This is a genomic window from Cupriavidus sp. 01L45 (genome assembly GCF_056399885.1).
In genome coordinates this window covers 13,172-33,790 of sequence record NZ_JBFTSG010000072.1, presented here as the reverse complement: position 1 = coordinate 33,790, position 20,619 = coordinate 13,172, and the positions used below count along the sequence as shown (strand labels likewise).

14 protein-coding genes are annotated in these 20,619 nt (G+C 63.7%); 5 read left to right on the top strand and 9 right to left on the bottom strand.

Annotated features, from left to right (window positions below):
* The first annotated feature begins 218 nt into the window (after nt 1–218).
* The 5 genes from AC1DT6_RS35495 to AC1DT6_RS35475 all read left to right on the top strand — a co-directional run bounded on the left by AC1DT6_RS35495 (nt 219) and on the right by AC1DT6_RS35475 (nt 8,365).
* Nucleotides 219–3,119 carry an aminotransferase class I/II-fold pyridoxal phosphate-dependent enzyme gene (locus AC1DT6_RS35495; protein WP_477115349.1) on the top strand — a complete coding sequence of 967 codons (2,901 nt, stop codon included), beginning with the start codon at nt 219–221 and terminating at the stop codon, nt 3,117–3,119.
* 140 nt (nt 3,120–3,259) lie between these two features.
* Nucleotides 3,260–4,714, top strand: coding sequence for a biotin carboxylase (locus AC1DT6_RS35490; protein ID WP_441633481.1), 1,455 nt, complete (start codon nt 3,260–3,262; stop codon nt 4,712–4,714).
* 27 nt (nt 4,715–4,741) lie between these two features.
* Nucleotides 4,742–5,806: a C45 family autoproteolytic acyltransferase/hydolase gene (locus tag AC1DT6_RS35485; RefSeq protein ID WP_477104348.1), complete on the top strand. Its 1,065-nt coding sequence runs from the start codon at nt 4,742–4,744 to the stop codon at nt 5,804–5,806.
* Nucleotides 5,807–6,021: 215 nt separating this feature from the next.
* On the top strand, nt 6,022–7,335 hold the full coding sequence (locus AC1DT6_RS35480; RefSeq protein ID WP_477104347.1) for a dicarboxylate/amino acid:cation symporter: 1,314 nt from the start codon (nt 6,022–6,024) through the stop codon (nt 7,333–7,335).
* A 97-nt stretch (nt 7,336–7,432) separates the two neighbouring features.
* Complete coding sequence (locus AC1DT6_RS35475; RefSeq protein WP_441633475.1) at nt 7,433–8,365, top strand: amino acid ABC transporter substrate-binding protein; 933 nt, start codon at nt 7,433–7,435, stop codon at nt 8,363–8,365.
* A 339-nt stretch (nt 8,366–8,704) separates the two neighbouring features.
* Here the strand turns inward: AC1DT6_RS35475 and AC1DT6_RS35470 are convergent, their stop codons facing one another.
* From AC1DT6_RS35470 to AC1DT6_RS35430, 9 genes are all read right to left on the bottom strand, one after another.
* Nucleotides 8,705–9,946: a polyhydroxyalkanoate depolymerase gene (locus AC1DT6_RS35470; RefSeq protein ID WP_441633473.1), complete on the bottom strand. Its 1,242-nt coding sequence runs from the start codon at nt 9,944–9,946 to the stop codon at nt 8,705–8,707.
* A 100-nt stretch (nt 9,947–10,046) separates the two neighbouring features.
* Complete coding sequence (locus tag AC1DT6_RS35465) at nt 10,047–11,405, bottom strand: sigma-54-dependent transcriptional regulator (RefSeq protein ID WP_441633471.1); 1,359 nt, start codon at nt 11,403–11,405, stop codon at nt 10,047–10,049.
* Entirely contained in the window at nt 11,402–13,174 is a 1,773-nt protein-coding gene (locus tag AC1DT6_RS35460) for an ATP-binding protein (protein WP_441633469.1), read from the bottom strand. Before AC1DT6_RS35460 ends, AC1DT6_RS35465 begins: the two co-directional genes overlap by 4 nt.
* Nucleotides 13,175–13,391: 217 nt before the next feature.
* The gene (locus AC1DT6_RS35455; RefSeq protein WP_441633494.1) at nt 13,392–14,387 is read right to left on the bottom strand and encodes a cytochrome d ubiquinol oxidase subunit II; all 996 of its coding nucleotides are present in this window, start codon (nt 14,385–14,387) and stop codon (nt 13,392–13,394) included.
* Nucleotides 14,388–14,392: 5 nt separating this feature from the next.
* Nucleotides 14,393–15,793: a cytochrome ubiquinol oxidase subunit I gene (locus tag AC1DT6_RS35450; RefSeq protein WP_441633467.1), complete on the bottom strand. Its 1,401-nt coding sequence runs from the start codon at nt 15,791–15,793 to the stop codon at nt 14,393–14,395.
* A 66-nt stretch (nt 15,794–15,859) separates the two neighbouring features.
* Complete coding sequence (gene phbB, locus AC1DT6_RS35445; RefSeq protein WP_441633465.1) at nt 15,860–16,606, bottom strand: acetoacetyl-CoA reductase; 747 nt, start codon at nt 16,604–16,606, stop codon at nt 15,860–15,862.
* A 28-nt stretch (nt 16,607–16,634) separates the two neighbouring features.
* Nucleotides 16,635–17,810, bottom strand: a complete 1,176-nt coding sequence (locus AC1DT6_RS35440) for an acetyl-CoA C-acetyltransferase (RefSeq protein ID WP_441633463.1) — start codon at nt 17,808–17,810, stop codon at nt 16,635–16,637.
* Between the two features lie 72 nt (nt 17,811–17,882).
* The gene (locus AC1DT6_RS35435; protein ID WP_441633461.1) at nt 17,883–19,241 is read right to left on the bottom strand and encodes an NAD(P)/FAD-dependent oxidoreductase; all 1,359 of its coding nucleotides are present in this window, start codon (nt 19,239–19,241) and stop codon (nt 17,883–17,885) included.
* A gap of 13 nt (nt 19,242–19,254) precedes the next feature.
* The gene (locus AC1DT6_RS35430; protein ID WP_441633459.1) at nt 19,255–20,607 is read right to left on the bottom strand and encodes a dicarboxylate/amino acid:cation symporter; all 1,353 of its coding nucleotides are present in this window, start codon (nt 20,605–20,607) and stop codon (nt 19,255–19,257) included.
* Nucleotides 20,608–20,619 lie beyond the last annotated feature (12 nt).

The window sequence follows — 20,619 nt, the reverse complement described above, 5'->3', positions numbered from 1 at the left end:
GGGAAGTCCGCCGGATTAACATTATTATGATTATAAGATTCAGGTGAATCCGCGGAGACCGCTGGATCATGGCGGGAGTGTTTTCATCAAATCGGATGGATATAATTCCTGATTGATAAGGATTAATCCAGATACAAACAAAAAAGTACCGTCATTCAATGAATTCGTTCGGAAATCCGAACGTTTTGTTGAGCCTATTTCGATAGCAGAGGAACACCATGGCACGCAGCACGGCACGCAAAGTAAAGACCGGGCAGAGTACTTCCCTGAACCGATACCGTAGCGTCTGGGAGATGCGCGCGGATGGTTGGATGAACCTGACCGACGATCTTGGACGGCTGGTCAATCTTGGGAAGGAGTGCAAGGAATTCATCGAGCGCCACGCCCGGGTGAAAGAGACGCTGACCACGCTTGAGCCGATCGAAAGGTTCTGGGCGTTTCCCGGGTACCGGCTGTTCGAGCAACTGATCCTCTGGTTCGAATCCGGTGACCTGATCCGGCTGAATATCGCGGTGCATCGCATCAATCGCATGCTGGCGAGCGATACCTATCGGCATCAGAAGCTGTCCCTGGATGCGGAATCGGAAGAGCCCTCCGAGATCGAGACCGAGGAGGAACTGCAGGCGCAGATCGCGCGGCCGTACTTTGAAGTGCTGATTGTCGACAATATGACGCGGGAAGACGAAGAAGCCCTGCGCCGGCGCGTGCAACGCAAGCAGCGCGTGGATGATCCCTTTGTCTGGGATATCGTTGTCGTGCCCAGTTTTGAAGATGCGCTGATTGCCACGCTGTTCAACTTCAATCTGCAGGCTTGCGTGATCCGGCATGGCTTTCCGTTCAAGTCGGAGTACGAGCTGGACCTGCTGCGCACGTTCCTGGAAGGCCTCGACGAGGGCATCGAAGAGCAACCCGAGTCCGAGCGTGGTCCTCTGCTGGGTCAGAAGATCGCGGAACTGCGGCCGGAGCTGGACCTGTACCTGGTCACGGACGTCAAGGCGGAAGAGATCGCGTCGCGCCTGGGTGAAGTCTTTCATCGGATCTTTTTCCGGGAAGAAGACCATACCGAGCTGTACATGTCGATCATGAAGGGCGTCTCGGAGCGCTACAAGACGCCGTTCTTCACCGCACTGAAGGAATACTCGAAGCAGCCGACGGGCGTGTTCCACGCCTTGCCCATCGCCCGCGGCAAGTCGATCATGAACTCCAACTGGATCCAGGACATGGCGCAGTTCTATGGCCTGAACCTGTTCATGGCCGAGACCTCGGCCACCTCCGGCGGGCTGGATTCGCTGCTCGATCCCATCGGCCCCATCAAGGTCGCGCAGGAGTATGCGGCCCGTGCCTTCGGCGCGCGGCGCACGTTCTTTGCCACCAACGGGACTTCCACGGCCAACAAGATCGTGGTCCAGGCGCTGATCAAGCCCGGCGACATCGTGATGGTGGACCGCAATTGCCACAAGTCGCACCACTACGGCATGGTGCTGGCGGGCGCCAAGGTCGCTTATCTCGACTCGTATCCGCTGGACGACTATTCGATGTATGGCGCGGTGCCGGTGTCCCAGATGAAGCGCACGCTGCTGCGCTTCAAGCAGGCAGGCACGCTCGACAAGGTGAAGATGGTCCTGCTCACCAACTGCACCTTCGATGGCGTGGTCTACGATGTGAAGCGGGTGRTGGAGGAGTGCCTGGCAATCAAGCCGGATCTGATCTTCCTGTGGGACGAGGCCTGGTTCGCATTTGCGCGCTTTCACCCGACCTATCGCCAGCGTACCGGCATGGATTCCGCGTCGCGGCTGCGCCGCGAACTGGACAGCGAAGAGTACCGCCGCCGCTACGAAGCGTTCACCGAGTCGTTCTCCGGGACGGACTGGGACGATGAAGAGAAGGTCGTCGCGACGCGCCTGATGCCGGACCCGGATCGTGCGCGCGTGCGGGTCTACGCCACGCAATCCACCCACAAGACGCTGACCGCATTGCGGCAGGGGTCCATGATCCACGTCTGGGACCAGGATTTCAAGGACAAGGCCGAGGAAGCGTTTCATGAGGCATACATGACGCACACCTCAACCTCGCCGAACTACCAGATCCTGGCCTCGCTCGATGTCGGCCGCCGCCAGGTGGAGCTCGAAGGCTATGAACTGGTCCAGCGGCAGGTTGAACTGGCGATGACCTTGCGGGAATGGATTCATTCGCATCCGTTGCTGAAGAAGTACTTCCAGTTCCTCAATGTCTCGCGCGTGGTACCTGCCGCCTACCGGCCTTCGGGCATCGATGCGTACTACAGCCCCGAATCCGGCTGGGCGAATATGGAAGCCGCCTGGCGGGTCGACGAGTTCGCGCTGGATCCCACGCGCCTGACGCTGTCTATCGGCACATCCGGTATCGACGGCGACACCTTCAAGAACAAGTACTTGATGGACAAGTACGGCATCCAGATCAACAAGACCTCCAGGAATACGGTCCTGTTCATGACCAATATCGGCACCACGCGATCGTCCGTCGCCTACCTGATCGAGGTCTTGATCAAGATTGCCCGGGAGCTGGACGAGCGCACGGGGGATATGAGCATGATCGAGCGCCGCCTGCACGAAAAACGCGTGTCCTCGCTGACGAAGGAGCTGCCGCCGTTGCCGGACTTCTCGCATTTCCACTTCGCGTTTCGCAGCGTCTGCAACAGCGGCCAGATCGAGACGCCGGACGGCGATATCCGCAAGGCGTTCTTCATGTCCTACGACGAGGAGAACTGCGAGTACCTCAACATGGCCGAGGTGGCCAGGGCAATCGGCAAGGGGCGCGAAGTGGTATCGGCCTTGTTTGTCATCCCGTACCCGCCGGGATTCCCGATCCTGGTGCCGGGGCAGGTGATCAGCTCGGAAATCCTGGAGTTCATGCAAGCGTTGGATGTGCGCGAAATCCACGGCTACCGCCCGGAACTCGGGTTCCGCGTGTTCAACGATGGCGCGCTTCAACAGCTGGCGCTACAGGCCGCGGGTGAAGCCGCCGCAGCGGTTGCCGCCGCCGCGAAGGCGTCGGTTTCGACGGTCGTCGAGGTGTCCACGGCGACGGTGGATGAGGTTGCCTCGGCGGCGCCGGGAGACCGTCCGGCACCAAAAAAGTAGAGGCGCGGGAGGCCGGCATCGACGCCCGGCTTCCCGCGACAGAGCCGAAATCGAAAGAAGAAAAGTGCCGGACCTGGAATCCCAGGGGCCGCGGGATTCCCGCGTCCAGCCGGTGCGGCATTCGCCAGGAGAAAACCGCAATGGAAAAAGTCCGTAATGTGTCAGATCTGCGCCTGATGTTCCACCGGAACGAGAGGCCAATCTACTTTATCAGTGCCACGAACTTCAACCTCCTGGGCATCGACCAGTGGGTCAACCGCTTCAAGTACATCAACTACATCGACTGCTTCGACGGCCGCCATCCGAACGTCTTCGTCCCGCCAGCGCTGCCGCATGAAGAGTTCACCTCGATCGAGGATATCAACAACTATCTGCTCCAGCACAAGGATGTGGTGGAGTTGATCGAGCAGCGCGGCGGCAAGCCCGCCGCCACCTTCCTGATGTTCGACGAGAAGACGGAGGAGCTCGCCGACGAGCTGGGTCTCGACGTCTGGTTTCCCCCGGCGGCGCTGCGCAGCCGCTGCGACAACAAGATGGAAACCGTACGCATCGGCAACAAGGCCGGGGTGGCGTCGGTACCTAATGCGCTGGAGAAGGTCCAGAGCTATGCACATCTGATGCAGATCGCGGAACGTCACGGGCTGGGGCGCGATCTTGTGGTGCAAAGCGCATTCGGCGATTCCGGGCATACCACCTTTTTTATCGCGAACGAGGACGATTTCAACAAGCACAAGGATGAGATCGTCAATGACCCCGAAGTCAAGATCATGAAGCGCATCAACTGCCGGGGCGCGACGCTGGAAGCGTGCGCAACGCAGTCCGGCACGCTGGTCGGCCCGCTCCTGACGGAGGTGGTGGGCGCGCGGGAGCTGACCCCTTACAAGGGCGGCTGGTGCGGCAATGAGATCTTCCCTGGCGCCTTCTCCGAAGAGGTAAGGGCGAAGGCGCGCGACATGGCCTTCCGTTTCGGCAACCAGTTGCTGGAGGAGGGGTATCGCGGCTATTTCGATCTTGATTTCCTGATCGACGTCGATAGTGGCGAGGTGTATCTCGGCGAGCTGAATCCCCGCATCTGCGGCGCCAGCCCGATGACCAACCATGCGGCTTTCGCGTATGCGGATACGCCCCTGTTCCTGTTCCATCTGCTCGAGTTCTCGGGGGTGCCCTTCGATCTCAATGTGCGCGAGCTCAACGAGCGCTGGGCCGAGAAATCGTTTATCGACGGATGGTCCCAGCTCGTCATCAAGTACACCGATGACAATGTCGACGTGGTGACGCACGCGCCGCCGTCCGGCATCTACCGCATGGCTGCCGACAGCTCGGTGTCCTATCACCGCTTCGACTTCAACCGGCGCGAGATCGAGAGCGAGCGCGAGGCGTTCTTCCTGCGCATCACCGGTCCGGGCGACTACCGCTATGAGGGCGCGGACCTTGGCATCCTGATTACGCGCGGCCGCTCGATGGACGATGACTTCAAGCTCAACGAGCGCGCGCATCACTGGATCCGGGGCATCAAGCAGTACTACGCCGCCAAGCCCCTGGTGTCGTCGCAAGCCGAGATGGCGCCGCAGCCTGGTGCGTTCAAGATCTTGTAGGTCCAATCCCCCGGGGGTGAGACATTCATGCGTTGTACTTTCGAAGCGATCAGCGAGGATTTGCCCGGCGCGCAATGGCAGAACGTCTTCCGGCAGTTCTGGCCCGGATACCGGCAATGGTATCTGCGCGACGGGGACCGCGCCCGCCCGGGCTTCCTGATGTGTCGCAAAGCCTTGCGCAACCATATGCCGGAACTCGTTCCCACCTGGGAGCGGCTGGTTGAGCTTGCCGGCGGCGGCGACGTCGAGGCGCGTTTCCTGTCGATGTGGGGGCCGCCCCCCTACATCGCGGGTTGCGCACAGGCGGTCTGGTTGCCCGTGCCGGGCCGCCAGACCGCAGGCGCCACGCCGGCGCTACTGCGCAACTACGATTTCGCGCCAGCCCTGCTCGAAGGCGTGTGGCTCGCATCGAGATGGCATGGCCGTCGGGTCGTGGCGGTCAACGACTGCTTGTGGGGCGCGCTTGACGGCATCAACGAAAGCGGCCTTGCCGCTTCGCTGTCCTTCGGGGGCCGCCAGGCGGTCGGCCACGGCTTCGGCATTCCGCTGGTGCTGCGCTATGTGCTGGAGTTCGCCGAGAGCGTCGAGGATGCCGTGGAGATGCTCTCGCGCATTCCCGTGCACATGAGCTATACGGTGAGCCTGCTCGATCGCCGGGAGCACTGGGCCACGGTCTTCGTGACCCCGGACAAGCCGGTCGAAGTGGTACGCAAGCAGGCGGTGAGCAACCTGCAGCAGGGCGTCGAGTGGGCGGCGCACGCCACCGCGACGCGGGCCGAGATCAGGGAGGAAGCACTGGCGGTGGCGGTGCGGCAGGCCGAGGACTCCAAGGATGTCCTGCGCGCCTTGCTGCGGCCGCCCCTGCTTCAGACGTCCTACGGGCGCGGGCACGGCACTTTGTACACCGCGGTCTATCACCCCTATGACGGTTCCGTCGAAATGGTCTGGCCCGATTCCTTGTGGCGGCAATCATGCCAGCATTTCCTGCCGGGTGCCCGCATGATCGAGTTCGACCTGGAAGCCACGGCGCTGCCCCATGCGGTGGTGCCGGCACGCCGGTGGACGCTCGACGACGTCGGCAGCTTTCAATGAGCCTGGCGGGCGCGTAGCCATGGATGCATAGGAACGATCAAGTAGCGGCAAGGATGTGCAGCCAGGGTGCGCCCCGGCCACGCACCGGCCATCCATTACCTGGGACACAAGCAGGACGCGATCCGGACCGGACCGCGGGGGCCCCGTATTGCCTGCAAGACACGCGGTGGGTATCCACTGCGGATCACGGGCTGAAGAATATCCAAGGAGCAATCATGAAGAAGAAGCGTCCAATCACCACGTATATCGTCATTGCGATGATACTCGGCGTCCTTGTCGGCTACAGCTGTCACCAGGCATTCCCCGACCCCGGCACCGCCAAGGAGATCGCTGGCTATATCTCCGTCTTTACCGATATCTTCCTGCGGCTGATCAAGATGATCATCGCGCCGCTGGTGTTCTCGACGCTAGTGGTCGGCATCGCGCATATGGGCGACGCGAGCACGGTGGGCCGCGTTGGCGTGAAGGCGCTTGGCTGGTTTATCGTGGCTTCGTTCCTTTCGCTTTCGCTTGGGCTGGTACTCGCCACGGCCCTGCAGCCCGGACACAATATCGGCTTGCCGCTGCCGGACGTGGGCGCGGCGACCAATCTGAAGACCAACGCGTTCACGCTGAAAGACTTCATCACGCACCTGGTACCGAAGTCCGTGGCGGAGGCCATGGCCACCAATGAGATCCTGCAGATCGTGGTGTTCTCGATCTTCTTCGGCACCGCGCTGGCCGCGCTCGGGGAGACCGGCAAGCGGCTGGCCGGCGTGATCGACGATCTTGCGCAAACGATGCTCAAGATCACGGGCGCGGTGATGTGGATGGCGCCGCTGGCGGTGTTCGCGGCGATTGCCTCGACCGTGACCACGCAGGGCTTGGGCATCCTGATCACCTTCGCCAAGTTCATGGGCAGYTTCTACCTGGGTCTTCTGGTGCTCTGGGGCTTGCTGATCCTGGCTGGGGTCTTCTTCCTCGGCAAGCGGGTGTTCGCGCTGATCCGCCTGATCCGCGAACCCTTCCTGCTGTCGTTCTCCACCGCGAGTTCCGAGGCCGCTTACCCGAAGATGCTCGATGCGCTGGACCGCTTCGGGGTCAGCCGGAAGATCTCCAGCTTCGTGCTGCCAATGGGCTATTCGTTCAATCTGGACGGCACCATGATGTACTGCACGTTCGCCGTGCTGTTCATCGCCCAGGCGTACGACATTCATTTGCCGATCAGTACGCAGATCACCATGCTGCTGTTGCTGATGCTGACCTCCAAGGGCATGGCGGGTGTGCCGCGCGCATCGCTGGTGGTGATTGCGGCCACGCTGAACCAGTTCGGTATTCCGGAAGCCGGCCTGCTGTTGATCATGGGCGTCGACCAGTTCCTGGACATGGGGCGTTCGGCGACCAATGCAGTGGGCAATTCGATCGCCGCGGCGGTGGTTGCGAAATGGGAAGGCCAGCTGGCGAGCGAGTCGGAGCTGGAAGCCCAGGGCGGCGGAAATGTCCCGGATGCGCGGGCTCCGCTCGGCAAGCCGGGGGCGGCGCAGGCATAGCCGGTGCCGGTATCCGGGAGCAAACCGGGGCTGCCATATGCCATAGGCCATAGGCCATATCGGCAGCCTCGCGCCAACGATCAGCGTAGGAGAATCCATGCATTCCAACAAAGCACGCGGGCAAGGCCGATTCCGGCAAGCTGCGGTGTGGGCTGTCACCGCGCTGTGCGCGGTGCTCTTCACCGGAGCCGCTTTCGCGCAGCAGGCCGGGGAGCTTTCCGGTGCGCTCAAGAAGGCGAAGGAGGGCGGTACCCTGACGATTGCCTATCGCGAATCGTCCCTGCCGTTCTCATATCTCGACAAGCTGGGCAAACCTGTTGGCTATTCCATCGACATCTGCCGGGCGATCGTGCAGGCGGCGGCTGCCGAGGTGGGACGCGACGTGGGCATTCAATGGGTGGCGGTCACGTCGGAAAGCCGCTTCGACGCTGTCATCTCCGGCAAGGCCGACCTGGAGTGCGGCTCGACCACCAGGAACGGCGAGCGCCTGAAGCGCACGGCATTTTCCCCGGTGATCTTTGTCGCCGGGACCAAGCTTATGGTGCCGCGCGGCTCGCAGGTCAAGACCTTCCGGGACCTCAAGGGAAAGTCTGTCGTCGCCACCGGCGGTACTACCAATGTGGACGCGCTCGAACGGCTCTCCGCCCGTTTCGGCCTGCAGTTGAATATCATCAAGGCGCGGGATCACGCCGACGCTTTCCAGGTATTGCTGCACCATGGTGCGGATGCTTATGCGGGGGACGATGTGTTGCTGTACGGCTTTCTCAGCGGCGGTCCGGCGGCGGGGAAGTTTGTGGTGACGCGCGATTTCCTTTCGTACGACCCTTACGCGATCATGTTCCGCAAGGGCGATCCGCAGTTTGCCGCCGTGGTCGACAAGGCTGTCCGGGATCTTGCCGCGTCCGGGGAGCTGGAACGAATGTACAAGCAATGGTTCATGGACAAGCTGCCCACCGGCGAGCGCCTGGGCTTGCCGATGAGCGCGCAGCTCGATGAACTCATTCGCGCGACGCCGGATCGGGCGGAATAAGCGATGCGGCATGGCGGGACGGTCAGTCCCTCGCGCCATTCGGACGAATGATGAACAAGACAGAGCTTCTCTCAAGAATGGCGACGGGAGCCCGCCTGCGCATTTCGTGCAATCCCTGGGGCGTCCCGATCCAGGGGGCCTTCCTCGATGAGCCGGGGAGGCCGGGGGGACTGCTGCATATTCCGCAGTGGCAGATCCTCCGGCTGGTTCGTTCCGGCCTGCTGCGCTGGAGGCGCGAGCCACGGGCGGCGTCCAGCGAGCTGATTCTCAGCGCTTCCGGCCTGGCCGCCGCCAGCCGGAAGCCCGTTCCCCGGTAGCCGGGGAGCGGGGTCCCGCGGCTCAGCGGTGCCTGGCGATGAAATCGCGCAACTGCGGATAGATCTCCTCGCGCCACCGCCGTCCCGAAAAAATGCCGTAGTGACCGCAACCCGCCGCGGTGATGTGCTGTTTGCGCGTGGCCGGAATGCCGGCGCACAGGGCATGTGCGGCGGCTGTCTGGCCCGCACCTGTAATATCGTCCAGTTCCCCCTCGATGGTCAGTAGCGCCGCGCCCTTGATGTCAGCGGGGCGCACCGGCTTGCCATCGATTTCCCAGGTGCCTTCGGCAAGCCGGAATTCCTGGAACACGTCACGGATGGTGTCCAGGTAGTACTCGGCCGCCATGTCGAGGACGGCGTTGTACTCGTCATAGAAACTCACATGCGCCTGGGCGTCGTCGAGATCGCCCTCGACGAGGTTGCGGTAGTAGTCGTAGTGCGAGGAGAGGTGACGGTCGGGATTTGTCGCTACAAAGCCGGCATGCTGCAGGAACCCCGGGTAGACCTTGCGCCCGTGGCCCGGATAGTTGGCCGGCACGGTATGGATCACATTGTTCTCGAACCACCCGAAGGACTTGTCGGTGGCCAGCGTGTTCACCGCGGTCGGGCTGCGGCGCGCGTCGATCGGGCCGCCCATCATCGTCATGGTCCTGGGCGTCGTCTCGCCCGCCGAAGCCAGCAGGGAAATGGCCGCCAGCACGGGCACCGCTGGCTGGCATACCGAGATCACGTGCAGCTTCTCCGCGCCGATGTGACGGATAAAGTCCTGTATGTAGCGGACATAGTCGGTCAGGTGGAAGGCGCCTTCCTCGACGGGCACCATGCGGGCATCGACCCAGTCGGTCACATAGACCTTGTGGTTGCGCAGCAAGGTCCGCACCGTATCGCGCAACAGCGTCGCATGGTGGCCGGATAGCGGGGCGCACACCAGCACCACGGGCTCGTCCTTCAGCAGCCGGATGGTCGCAGGATCATCCGCATAGCGCTTGAAGCGTAGCAATTTGCAGAACGGCTTCTGGACAATGGTCTGCTCCACGATCGGGACGTCCCGATCGTGGCATTGCACCGACTTGATATCGAACGAGGGCTTCTTGTAATCCTTGCCCAGCCGGTAGAGCAGTTCATAGCCAGCCGCCAGCCGCGTGGCGCAAGGCACGAGCGAGAGCGGACTGAGGGGGTTGGTGAGGGTCCGCGACGTCGCTTGCGCCAGGGCGGTAAGCGGCAGCAGCATGGCGCTCTTGAGTTCGTGGAACTGGTACAGCATGAGAAATGCCTTGTGAAGATCTAGTGTGAGAAACGGGCCGGATTGCCGGCGTCAGCCGGCCGGCGGCGGGAAACGGATATGGGCTGGCGGAGTTCGGCCGCTACTCCTCCGCCTGCACCTTGTCGTAAGCGATCTGGAGCCGGCGCAGCTTGGAGTACAGCGTCTGCTTCGGTATGGACAGTGCCTTCGCGGTGGCGGCGACATCGCAGTTGTGGCGCTTGAGTTCCTCCATGACAACGACCCGTTCGAACTGCTCGAGTTGCTCGGGCAGGCTGTTGCCGGGTTCGCTGTGGCTGTGATGCAGATCGAAATCGTCGGACAAGAGGCCGAGCACGAAGCGGTCGGCGACATTGCGCAGCTCCCGCACATTGCCCGGCCAGGAATGGGATAGCAGCACGTCGAACTGGGCGTTCTCGAGCACAGGCGCCGGACGGCCGAAGCGCGTTGCCGCCTGCAGGATGAGGTGCTCGAACAGCAGCGGGATGTCTTCGCGGCGCTCGCGCAGGGGCGGCAGGTCGATGAAGGCGACGCCAATGCGATAGTACAGGTCGGCACGGAACTTCTTTTGCTCGCTGAGCAGTTTCAGGTCCTCCTTGCTGGCGGCGATCACGCGGCAATCCACCGCGATGGATTCGTTGGAGCCCACGCGCTCGATGGATCGCTCCTGCAGCGCCCGCAGGAACTTGACCTGCACCGACAACGGCATGCTCTCGATTTCGTCGAGGAACAGCGTCCCGCCTTGTGCATGCTCGAACTTGCCGCAGCGGCGGCGCGTGGCGCCGGTGAACGAGCCGACCTCGTGCCCGAACAGTTCGCTTTCGGCCAGCGCCTCCGGCAAGCCGCCGCAATTCAATGGCACGAAGTTGGCGCTCCGGCGCGCGCTGTGGTCATGTAGGCAGCGCGCGACGAGATCCTTGCCGGTCCCCGTCTCTCCGTAGATCACCACATCGGCGGGCGCATTGGCGAGGGCGCGTACCGCGCGGCGCACGCGCTCCATCTGGGCGGAACGGCCGATCAGGCAGGCCTGGATCCCGCGCCAGCCCTCCAGTTGCTCGCGCAGGCCGCGGACCTCCAGGCTGAGCTTGCGGCGGTCGGCCGCGCGCCTGACCACAGACACAAGATGATCGGACGAGCACGGTTTCTCGATAAAGTCATAGGCGCCCACGCGCATGGCTTGCACGGCCATGGAGATATCGCCATGGCCGGTCATCAGGATCACGGGCAGGTCGCTGTCGAGGCCCAGCAGCTCGCTTAGCCAGGCCACGCCGCTGATCCCCGGCAGCTTGACATCGCATACCACCACGGCGGGCGCGCCGAGGCTGATGCTGCTGCGCGCCTGCTCGACCGAGGCGAAGCCGTCGACCTCGAACCCTGCCAGCTCAAGTGCCTGCGAGCTGCCTATCAGCACATCCTCTTCGTCCTCGACGAAGATCACGCGGATGGGATGGGTGTCGGTCATTGATGTTCCCCTTTGGTGGGCGGCGCCAGCGGCAATTCGACGACGAATTCGGCACCTCCCTGCGCCAGGTTGCGGGCATACAAGCGGCCGCCGAACTCGCGCACGATGTGCGCCGAGATCATCAGGCCGAGTCCCAGGCCCTTGCCCGCCGGCTTGGTTGTCACGAATGGTTCGAACAGGCGCGGCAGCACATCGGGATGGATGCCGGCGCCCGAGTCGCGGATGGTGAGCTGGCATTGCCCCTCGTGCGCGGCCGCGTGGATGTCGATCCGCCTGGCCGCAGCGTCCGACAACGCATCCGCGGCATTGCCCAGCAGGTTAATCAGGACCTGCTCCACGCGTACGTCGTCGGCCAGCACGCTGATGTCATCCGGGGCAATCGCTACGTTGACGGTGATATCCAGTTCCCGCATCCGGCTGGTCACGACAAAGAGCGCGTCCTGTATCACCTGCCGTACTACGACCGGCCGCAAGGGTTCCTGGGACTTGTGCGCAAACACTTTCAGCTGTTGCGTCAGGCGGCCAAGACGGTTGATGAGGTTGGCAATGCGCTGGAGGTTGCCCGCGGCATCCTTGAGCCTGCCTTTTTCCAGCAGCACGGCAGCGTTGTCCGACAGCGTGCGCATTGCCGCCAGGGGCTGGTTCAGCTCGTGCACGACCCCGGCGGACATCTGCCCGAGCGCGGCCAGCTTGCCGGCATGGACGAGGTCGCTTTGCAGCGCGCGCAGTTCGGCCGTGCGTTCGAGCACCTTGGCCTCTAGGCTATCGTGGGCTTCCCGCAGCGCGCGCTGCGCGGCCTTTTGCTGTTGGGCGGCGCGCCGGCGCTGGGCAACGACGAGGATCAGCAGCAGCAGGACCATGCAGGCCAGCAGGGCGCCGATGGCGGCATTGCGGGCGAGTGTGCGCGCGGGCAGTTCGTCGTCCAGCAGCACGATGCGCCAGAGGCCGTGGTTCACCGTGCGCTCGGACGCCAGGTAGTCCACGGCATCCAGATGCACGCGGCGGGTGTGTTCGTCCAGCCTGGCGCGTACCTGCCATTCCAGCGGCATCAGGTCGGATTTGCCATAGGTTCGCGCCTGCGCGGCCTCGGCCAGCATTGCCGCCGTCATGGGCGCCAGGGGCCGCAGCCGCCATTGCGGCAGCGAGGCCAGGATCACCACATCGCGTGCGTCGACGACAAGAACCTTGCCGGGAATCTGTATCCAGTTCCGCTCCACGGCGTCGAGGTTGACCTTGACCGTGGCGACGCCGCGCTGCGTGCCGCCTTGCTGCAGCGCGTACGCGAGATAGTAGCCGGGCCGGCCGGAAGTAAACCCGACGCCATAGAAGCGGCCCTGGCCGTGCGCGAGCGCATCCCGCATGTAGGGGCGGAACGAAAGGTCGGCGCCCACTGGCGTTCCCGGCTGGTCCCAGTCCGCGGCGGCCAGCGTCATGCCGGAGCGTTGCGTCACGTACAGGTTGTCGGCGCCGGCGGTCGCGGTGATGCCGTGCAGGTAGCGGCTGACCTGATGTTTCAGCGCCGCGTCTTCGGGCCGGGCGAGCAGGTCGAAGACTTCGGTGGTGGATTCCAGCAGCGAGGGCAGGTAGTCGAACCGCGACAGTTCACCGTCCAGCCGTGCGGCGACGACGTCAAGCCGATGCTGTGCCGCAACGCGCAATTGATCGAGACCGACGCGCAACGCCATGGCATAGGAGAGCCAGGCGGACAGAGCGATCGCAATCAATGCCATACCGCACCCGATCATCATGCGCATACGGCCCAGATTCATGTCGCGTGCCCTTTCTCCGCGGTCCTCGAACTCGCAGGATGGTTCGTCCCGGTACTGGGGGGGGAGGTACAACCCTTGTCCGCCCTGATACAAGTCATGCAAGTCATGCAAATCAGGATGATCAAGTGTACTCCCGGAACCTCCCCGGGCAGCACCCGGGTAGAACCCGAAGACAGGATCTTGCGCGGTGTCGCGATGCAGCATTCTTGCGGCCCGGCTAAGCGTAGTGGAGTTCGCGCGTCTTGCCGCGGAACACCCGGTACGAGAACACCGTGTAGCCGGCGATCGCGGGCACCGAGATGCAAACGCCCACCAGGATCACCTTCAGGGCTTCCGGGCTGCTGGCGGCCTGCCAGATCGTCAAGCGGTGGATGACGACATAGGGGAAGATGCTGTAGGCCAGGCCGATGAAGCTGAGTACAAAGACAGCGATCAGCAGCACGAAGGGCAGCCAAGCCACAGGCCCGCGCACCAGCCGGGTCTTCAGCAACAAGCGCACGGCCATCAGCATGACGCCGGTTGCCATCGGGATGGCAAGCAGCGCGATGATCTGCGGCAGCACGAACCAGCGCTCGCGCACCACGGCGCTGATCCAGGGGGTGGCCACGGAGATCAGCGCGAGTCCGCAGGCCATTGGCGCCCATGCGATCTTCGCCCACTGTATGGCGCGCTGCTGCAGTTCGCCCTCCGTTTTCATGATGAGCCAGCACGCGCCGAGCAGCACATAGGCCATGGGCAGCGCAATGGCGATGGCCGCCGCGAACAGCGGGTAGTTCCAGCCGTTGCCGAAGCCGCTGATGTAGCGGCCCAGCATCCAGCCCTGCGAGACCGATGCCAGGGTCGAGCCGGCGAAGAAGAGCCTGTCCCACATCGGCTTGTGCGCGCTCCTCACCTTGACGCGGAAGTCGAACGCCACGCCGCGCAGGATCAGGCCGACCAGCATCAGCGTGACCGGCAGGTAAAGCGCGGTCAATATCAAACCGTGCGCCTTGGGGAAAGCCACCAGCAAGATGCCGACGCCGAGCACAAGCCAGGTCTCGTTGGCATCCCAGAACGGACCGATCGAAGCCACCATGACATCCTTCTCGGCGGGCGTGGCCCGGTGCATCAGCATGCCGACCCCGAGATCGTAGCCGTCGCTGATCACGTAGACCAGCATGGCCACGCCCATCAGCGCCATGAAGATGACAGGCAGGGCGTCGTCTAGACGCATCCAGGTCATAGGGGGCTCCCGGTTGGCAAGGCATGTGGGGCAACAGCGCCGGATGGCGTGGCGGGCTGCGCGGCCGCATCGCCGCCAGGCAGCGCCTCCGGCTTTTCCGCCAGGTACTTCAGTACGCTGACATAGGCAACGATCAGCGCCAGGTAGACCGCGACGAACAGGGACAGCGTCAGTGCGATATGCGGCGCCGGCACGTTCGACGCTACGTCGGCGGTGCGTACCAGGCCGTGGACGATATAGGGTTGGCGGCCGATCTCGGTGACGTACCAGCCGGCCACCGTGGCAATCCAGCCGGAGAAGGTCATGCCCGCAAAGCCCCATAGCAGCGCGCGCGGCAGGCGGTGCGGCTGCCAGCCGGCGCGGCGGTAAAGCCACCAGCCCAGCCAGCTGCTGGCCAGCATCAGCATCCCCATGCCCACCATCACGCGGAAGGCGAAGAACAGCGGCAGGACGGGCGGATGCGCATCGAACGTATTCAGGCCGCGAATCTCGCCGTCCGGGTGATGCGTCAGGATCAGGCTGGCCAGCTTGGGGATCTCGATCGCCGCGTGATTCGTACGCAACTTCTCGTCGGGGATGGCAAACAGCAGCAAGGGTGCGCCACGCTCCGTGTCCCAAACGCCTTCCATTGCGGCGATCTTTTGCGGCTGGTGTTCGAGTGTGTTCAGGCCGTGCATGTCACCCACGGCGATCTGCAACGGGATCGCAGCGGCGGCGAGCGTCAGTCCGACGCGCAAGACCCTGGGCGCCGATAGCGGCGCCGTGCCCCTGAGCAATTGCCAGGCACTCAGCCCCGCGAGCAGGAAGGCGCAGGTCAGAGTGGAAGCGAGCAGCACGTGCGCGAAGCGGTAGGGGAAGGAGGGGTTGAAGATGACCTCGATCCAGCTCCTGACGTGGAACTCGCCATTGACGATTTCGTAGCCTTGCGGCGTCTGCATCCAGGAATTAAGCGCCAGGATCCAGAAGGCGCTGAGCGTGGTGCCGAACGCAACGAAGAAGGTGGACAGCAGGTGGACACGTTCGCTCACCTTGCCGTGCCCGAACAGCATCACGCCGAGAAAGCCGGCTTCGAGAAAGAACGCGGTCAGCACCTCGTAGGCAAGCAGGGGCCCGGCAATGTTGCCCACCGTTTCCATGAAACCCGGCCAGTTGGTGCCGAACTGGAAGCTCATGGTGATGCCGCTGACCACGCCCAGCGCAAAGGTCAGGGCGAACACCTTGGTCCAGAAGCGATAGGCATTCAGCCATGCATGGCGGACCTGTGGCTTGTCGCTGGCGAGGTAGCGCCAGCGGAAGAACAGCAACAGCCAGCCCAGCCCGATGCTGATGGTCGGGAACAGGATATGGAAGGTGATGTTGGCCGCGAACTGCGTGCGTGCCAGCAGGATGGGATCCATGTGTCCGGGTCTCCTCCGTGGGGGGATGATGGGGACGCTGCGAAAGGCGCGGCGTCCCGTTGCGCGTCACTGCATATGCTGCCCACCGTTGATGGCGATATTGGCGCCGGTCACGAAGGCGGCTTCCTCGGAGGCCAGGTAGATGATCAGGCCCGCCACTTCCTCCGGCTTGCCCAGCCGGCCCACCGGAATTTGCGGCAGGATCTTCGTGTTCAGGATGTCCTCGGGAATGGCGGTGACCATCTTGGTGCCGATATAGCCCGGGGAAATGGTGTTGACCGTGACGCCCTTCCTGGCCACTTCCAATGCCAGGGCCTTGGTGAAACCATGCACGCCGGCTTTCGCCGCCGAGTAGTTGGTCTGGCCGAAGGCGCCTTTGGAGCCGTTGACCGACGACACGTTGACGATACGGCCCCAGCCGCGCTCCACCATGCCATCGGCCACTTGCTTGCTCATATTGAACAGGCTGTCCAGGTTGGTGCGCAGTACGGTGTCCCAGTTGACCTTGTCCATCTTCTTGAAGGTCATGTCGCGCGTGATGCCGGCGTTGTTGATGAGCACGTCGACCGGGCCGGCCTGCTCCACGACCGCTGCCACAGCTTGCGCGCATGAGTCGATGTCGGCCACGTCGCAGGGGACCGCAAGGATGTCGTACCCGCGTGCCTTCATCTGCTGAACCCATTCGCCATGCGTGGTATTGCCGGGCGAATAGGTCACCGCGACCCTGTAGCCGGCATCGGCCATCTTGGTCGAAATGGTTTCGCCAAGGCCGCCCATGCCGCCCGTGATCAGTACTACGTGTTGCTTGCTCATGTTTTTCTCCTTGTTGTGGGATGCTGTCTTAGCGCTCGATGGCCAGCGCCACGCCCATGCCGCCGCCGATGCAGAGCGAGGCCAGGCCGCGTTTGGCGTCGCGGCGGACCATTTCATGAAGCAGCGTGACCAGGATGCGGCAGCCGGAAGCGCCGATGGGGTGCCCGATGGCGATGGCGCCGCCGTTGACGTTGATCTTGCGGGTGTCCCAGTCCATTTCCTGGTTGACCGCGCAGGCTTGCGCCGCGAAGGCCTCGTTGATTTCCATCAGGTCGAGGTCGTTGACGATCCAGCCCGCTTTGTGCAAACAGCGCTGCGAAGCCGGCACCGGACCCATGCCCATGATGGTGGGATCGATCCCTGCCGACGCGTAGGCCGCGATGCGCGCCAGCGGGGTCAGGCCCAGTTCGCGCGCCTTGCTCGCCGACATCAGCAACACCGCCGCCGCGCCGTCGTTCAGCCCGGACGCGTTGCCGGCGGTGACGGTGCCCGCCTTGTCGAAGGCAGGCCGCAGGCCCGCCAGGGCTTCGGCCGTGGTGCCGTGCTTGATGAACTCGTCGCTATCGAATACCACCGTGCCTTTCTTTGAGACGATGGAGACGGGCACGATCTCGTCCTTGAACTTGCCGGCCTTCTGCGCGGCCTCGGCCTTCTGCTGCGATGCGGCCGCGAACTCGTCCTGCTGGGTGCGCGAGATGTTGTAGGCCTTGGCCACGTTCTCGGCCGTGGTGCCCATGTGATACTGGTTGTACACGTCCCACAGGCCATCGACGATCATCGAGTCCGTCAGCTTCCAGTCGCCCATGCGCTGGCCGTCGCGAGAACCCAGGAGCACGTGCGGCGAAGCGCTCATGTTCTCCTGGCCGCCGGCGATGACGATGTCGGCATCGCCGCATTTGATGGCCTGGGCCGCCAGGTGTACCGCCTTCAGGCCGGAGCCGCAGACCTTGCCGATGGTCATGGCGGGCACGCCGACCGGCAGCCCCGCCTTGACCCCAGCCTGCCGTGCGGGATTTTGCCCACTGCCTGCGGTCAGCACCTGGCCGAGCAGGACCTCGTCGACCAGTTCCGGCTTCAGGCCGCTTCGCTCCAGCAAGGCCTTGATCACGGTAGCACCGAGTTCCGGGGCCGGGACCTTGGACAGCGAACCGCCAAACTTGCCGACCGCGGTTCTGGCGGCGGCAACGATAACGACGTCTTCCATACGATTCTCCTGCGTAGAAAAAGAGGGACTGACGGACCGGCCGGATGTCGCCGCCCGATCCTGGAATGGAACTCAGTGCAGCTTCACATGGGGTTCCGTGCGCCGGACGATCGAGCGGGCCAGCGTGTCGAGCGCGACCTTGGCGAACCCATGCAGTGCCAGCTCGTGCATCTTGTAGAGCGACAGGTACATCAGCCTGGCGAAGCGGCCCTCGACCATCATGCTGCCGCCGATGGGCCCCCCCATCATGCTGCCCACCGTGCTGAACCCGCCCAGGGATACCAGGGAACCGAAGTCGCGGTAGCGGTAGTCCGTCAGCGGCTTGCCGGCCATGCGGCGGCGGATCTGCTTGACCATGTGCGAAGCCTGCTGGTGCGCGGCTTGCGCGCGCGGCGGCACGAAGCCCCCCTTGCCTTGATTGGCCTCGGGCCAGGCGCAGGCAGCGCAATCCCCGATGGCGAAGATGTTGTCGTCGCGGCTGGTCTGCAGCGTCGGCCGGACCATCAACTGGTTGACGCGATTGGTCTCCAGGCCCGCGATATCCCTGAGGAAATCAGGCGCTTTCACGCCCGCCGCCCACACGACCAGTTCCGCCGCGAGGCGCTGGCCATCGCCGAGCAGTACGCCATCGGACAGCACCTCGGCGACCTTGGCGCCGGTCAGCACCTCCACGCCGAGCTTGCGCAGCAGGGCTTCCGTGGCGCTCGACAAGCGCGGGGGCAAGGCCGGCAGCACGCGGGGCGCGGCCTCGATCAGGGTGACCCGGATGTCCTTGTCCGCATCGACGCGGTCCAGGCCGAAGGCCACAACCTCGCGCGTGGTGCGGTGCAGTTCCGCCGCCAGTTCTACCCCCGTCGCGCCGGCGCCGATGATGGCGACGTGGAGTTGCTGGGCCAGCAGGGGCGTGGCCTGCGCGTGCGCGCGGATGCAGGCATTGACCATGCGCGAGTGAAAGCGCAGCGCGTCGGCGGGACATTCCAGCCGCATGGCGTGCTCATAGACGCCGGGCGTGCCGAAGTCATTGCTTTGGCTGCCGACGGAGATGACCAGGGTGTCGTAGCCAAAGGTGCGTTGCGGTGTGATCTGGTGTCCTTCATGGTCGACGTAGGGCGCCACGAGCACCTCGCGGCGTTCCCGGTCCAGGCCCACCATTTCCCCGACGCGGTAGCGGAAGTGATGCCAATGCGATTGCGCCAGGTAGCCCACCTCGTGGGCACTCATGTCCATGCTGCCGGCGGCGATCTCGTGCAGCTTGGGCTTCCACACATGGGTGCGGGTCTTCTCGATCAGGGTGACTTCGGCGTGTCCGCGCCGGCCGAGCGTGTCGCCCAGCCGCGTGGCCAGTTCAAGTCCGCCCGCGCCGCCGCCGACGATGACGATGCGATGGGGCCACGCCGTGGACGGGCTCCGATGGTTGGGGGCTGATGTCATCACGGTCCGCCGTTCACCGGTTCAATGTGGTACTGGCAACCGGCATGTGCGTCGCGGCCTGGTCGAGCACCACCTCGGGGTCGTCGGCCTCGCTGTCCGACTCGTTGTCCAGCGTGCGATGCATCCGTTCGACATCTAGGTCGCCGGTCCATTTAGCCACCACCACCGTGGCCACGCCGTTGCCGATCAGGTTGGTCAGGGCGCGCGCCTCCGACATGAAGCGGTCGATGCCGAGGATCAGGGCAAGGCCTGCTACCGGGACATGCCCGACCGCCGACAGCGTGGCCGCCAGCACGATGAAGCCGCTGCCGGTGACGCCGGCAGCGCCCTTGGACGTGAGCAGCAGCACCGCCAGCAGCGTGAGTTGCTGCGTCAGGCTCATGTCGGTGTTGGTTGCCTGGGCGATGAACACCGCCGCCATGGTCAGGTAGATGGAGGTGCCATCCAGGTTGAAGGAGTAGCCGGTCGGGATCACCAGCCCGACGACAGACTTGCGGGCACCCAGGTTCTCGAGCTTGGCCATCATGCGCGGCAGCACCGATTCCGACGAAGACGTGCCCAGCACGATCAGCAGTTCTTCCTTGATGTACCTGATGAATTTCCAGATCGAGAAGCCGTGGGCTCGTGCGATCCCGCCAAGCACGATAAAGATGAAGAACAGGCAGGTCGCATAGAACGTCGCCATCAACTGGCCCAGTTGCAGCAGCGAACCCACGCCATACTTGCCGATGGTGAAGGCCATGGCACCGAACGCCCCGATGGGCGCGACCTTCATGATGTATCCGACGATGGTGAACAGCACGTGCGAGAACTTCTCGATGAAGTCGAACACCAGCGTGCCGCGCCCGCCGAACTTATGCAGGGCGAAACCGAACATCACCGCGAACAGCAGCACCTGGAGAATCTCACCCTTGGCGAAGGCGTCCACCACGGTGTTCGGGATCACGTGCAGCAGGAAGTCCACCGTGCCCTGCATCTTGCCGGGCTCGGTATAGGCGGCGATGCTCTTGGTGTCGAGGGTGCTGACGTCCACGTTCATGCCGGCGCCCGGCTTGACGATGTTGATGATCACCAGGCCCACCACCAGCGCGACGCCGCTGACGATCTCGAAGTACAGCAGCGCCAGCCCGCCGGTCTTGCCGACCTTCTTCATGTCCTCCATCCCGGCGATACCCACCACGACCGTGCAGAAGATGATCGGTGCGATGATCATCTTGATCAGCTTGATAAAACCATCGCCCAGCGGCTTCATCGCCTCGCCGGTCTGCGGGTAGAAGTGGCCCAGGATGACGCCGATGACGATCGCGGTGATGACCTGGAAATAGAGGGATCTGTAGAACGGCTTCGGATGATTGTCTTTGTCCATGGTGGTCTCCTG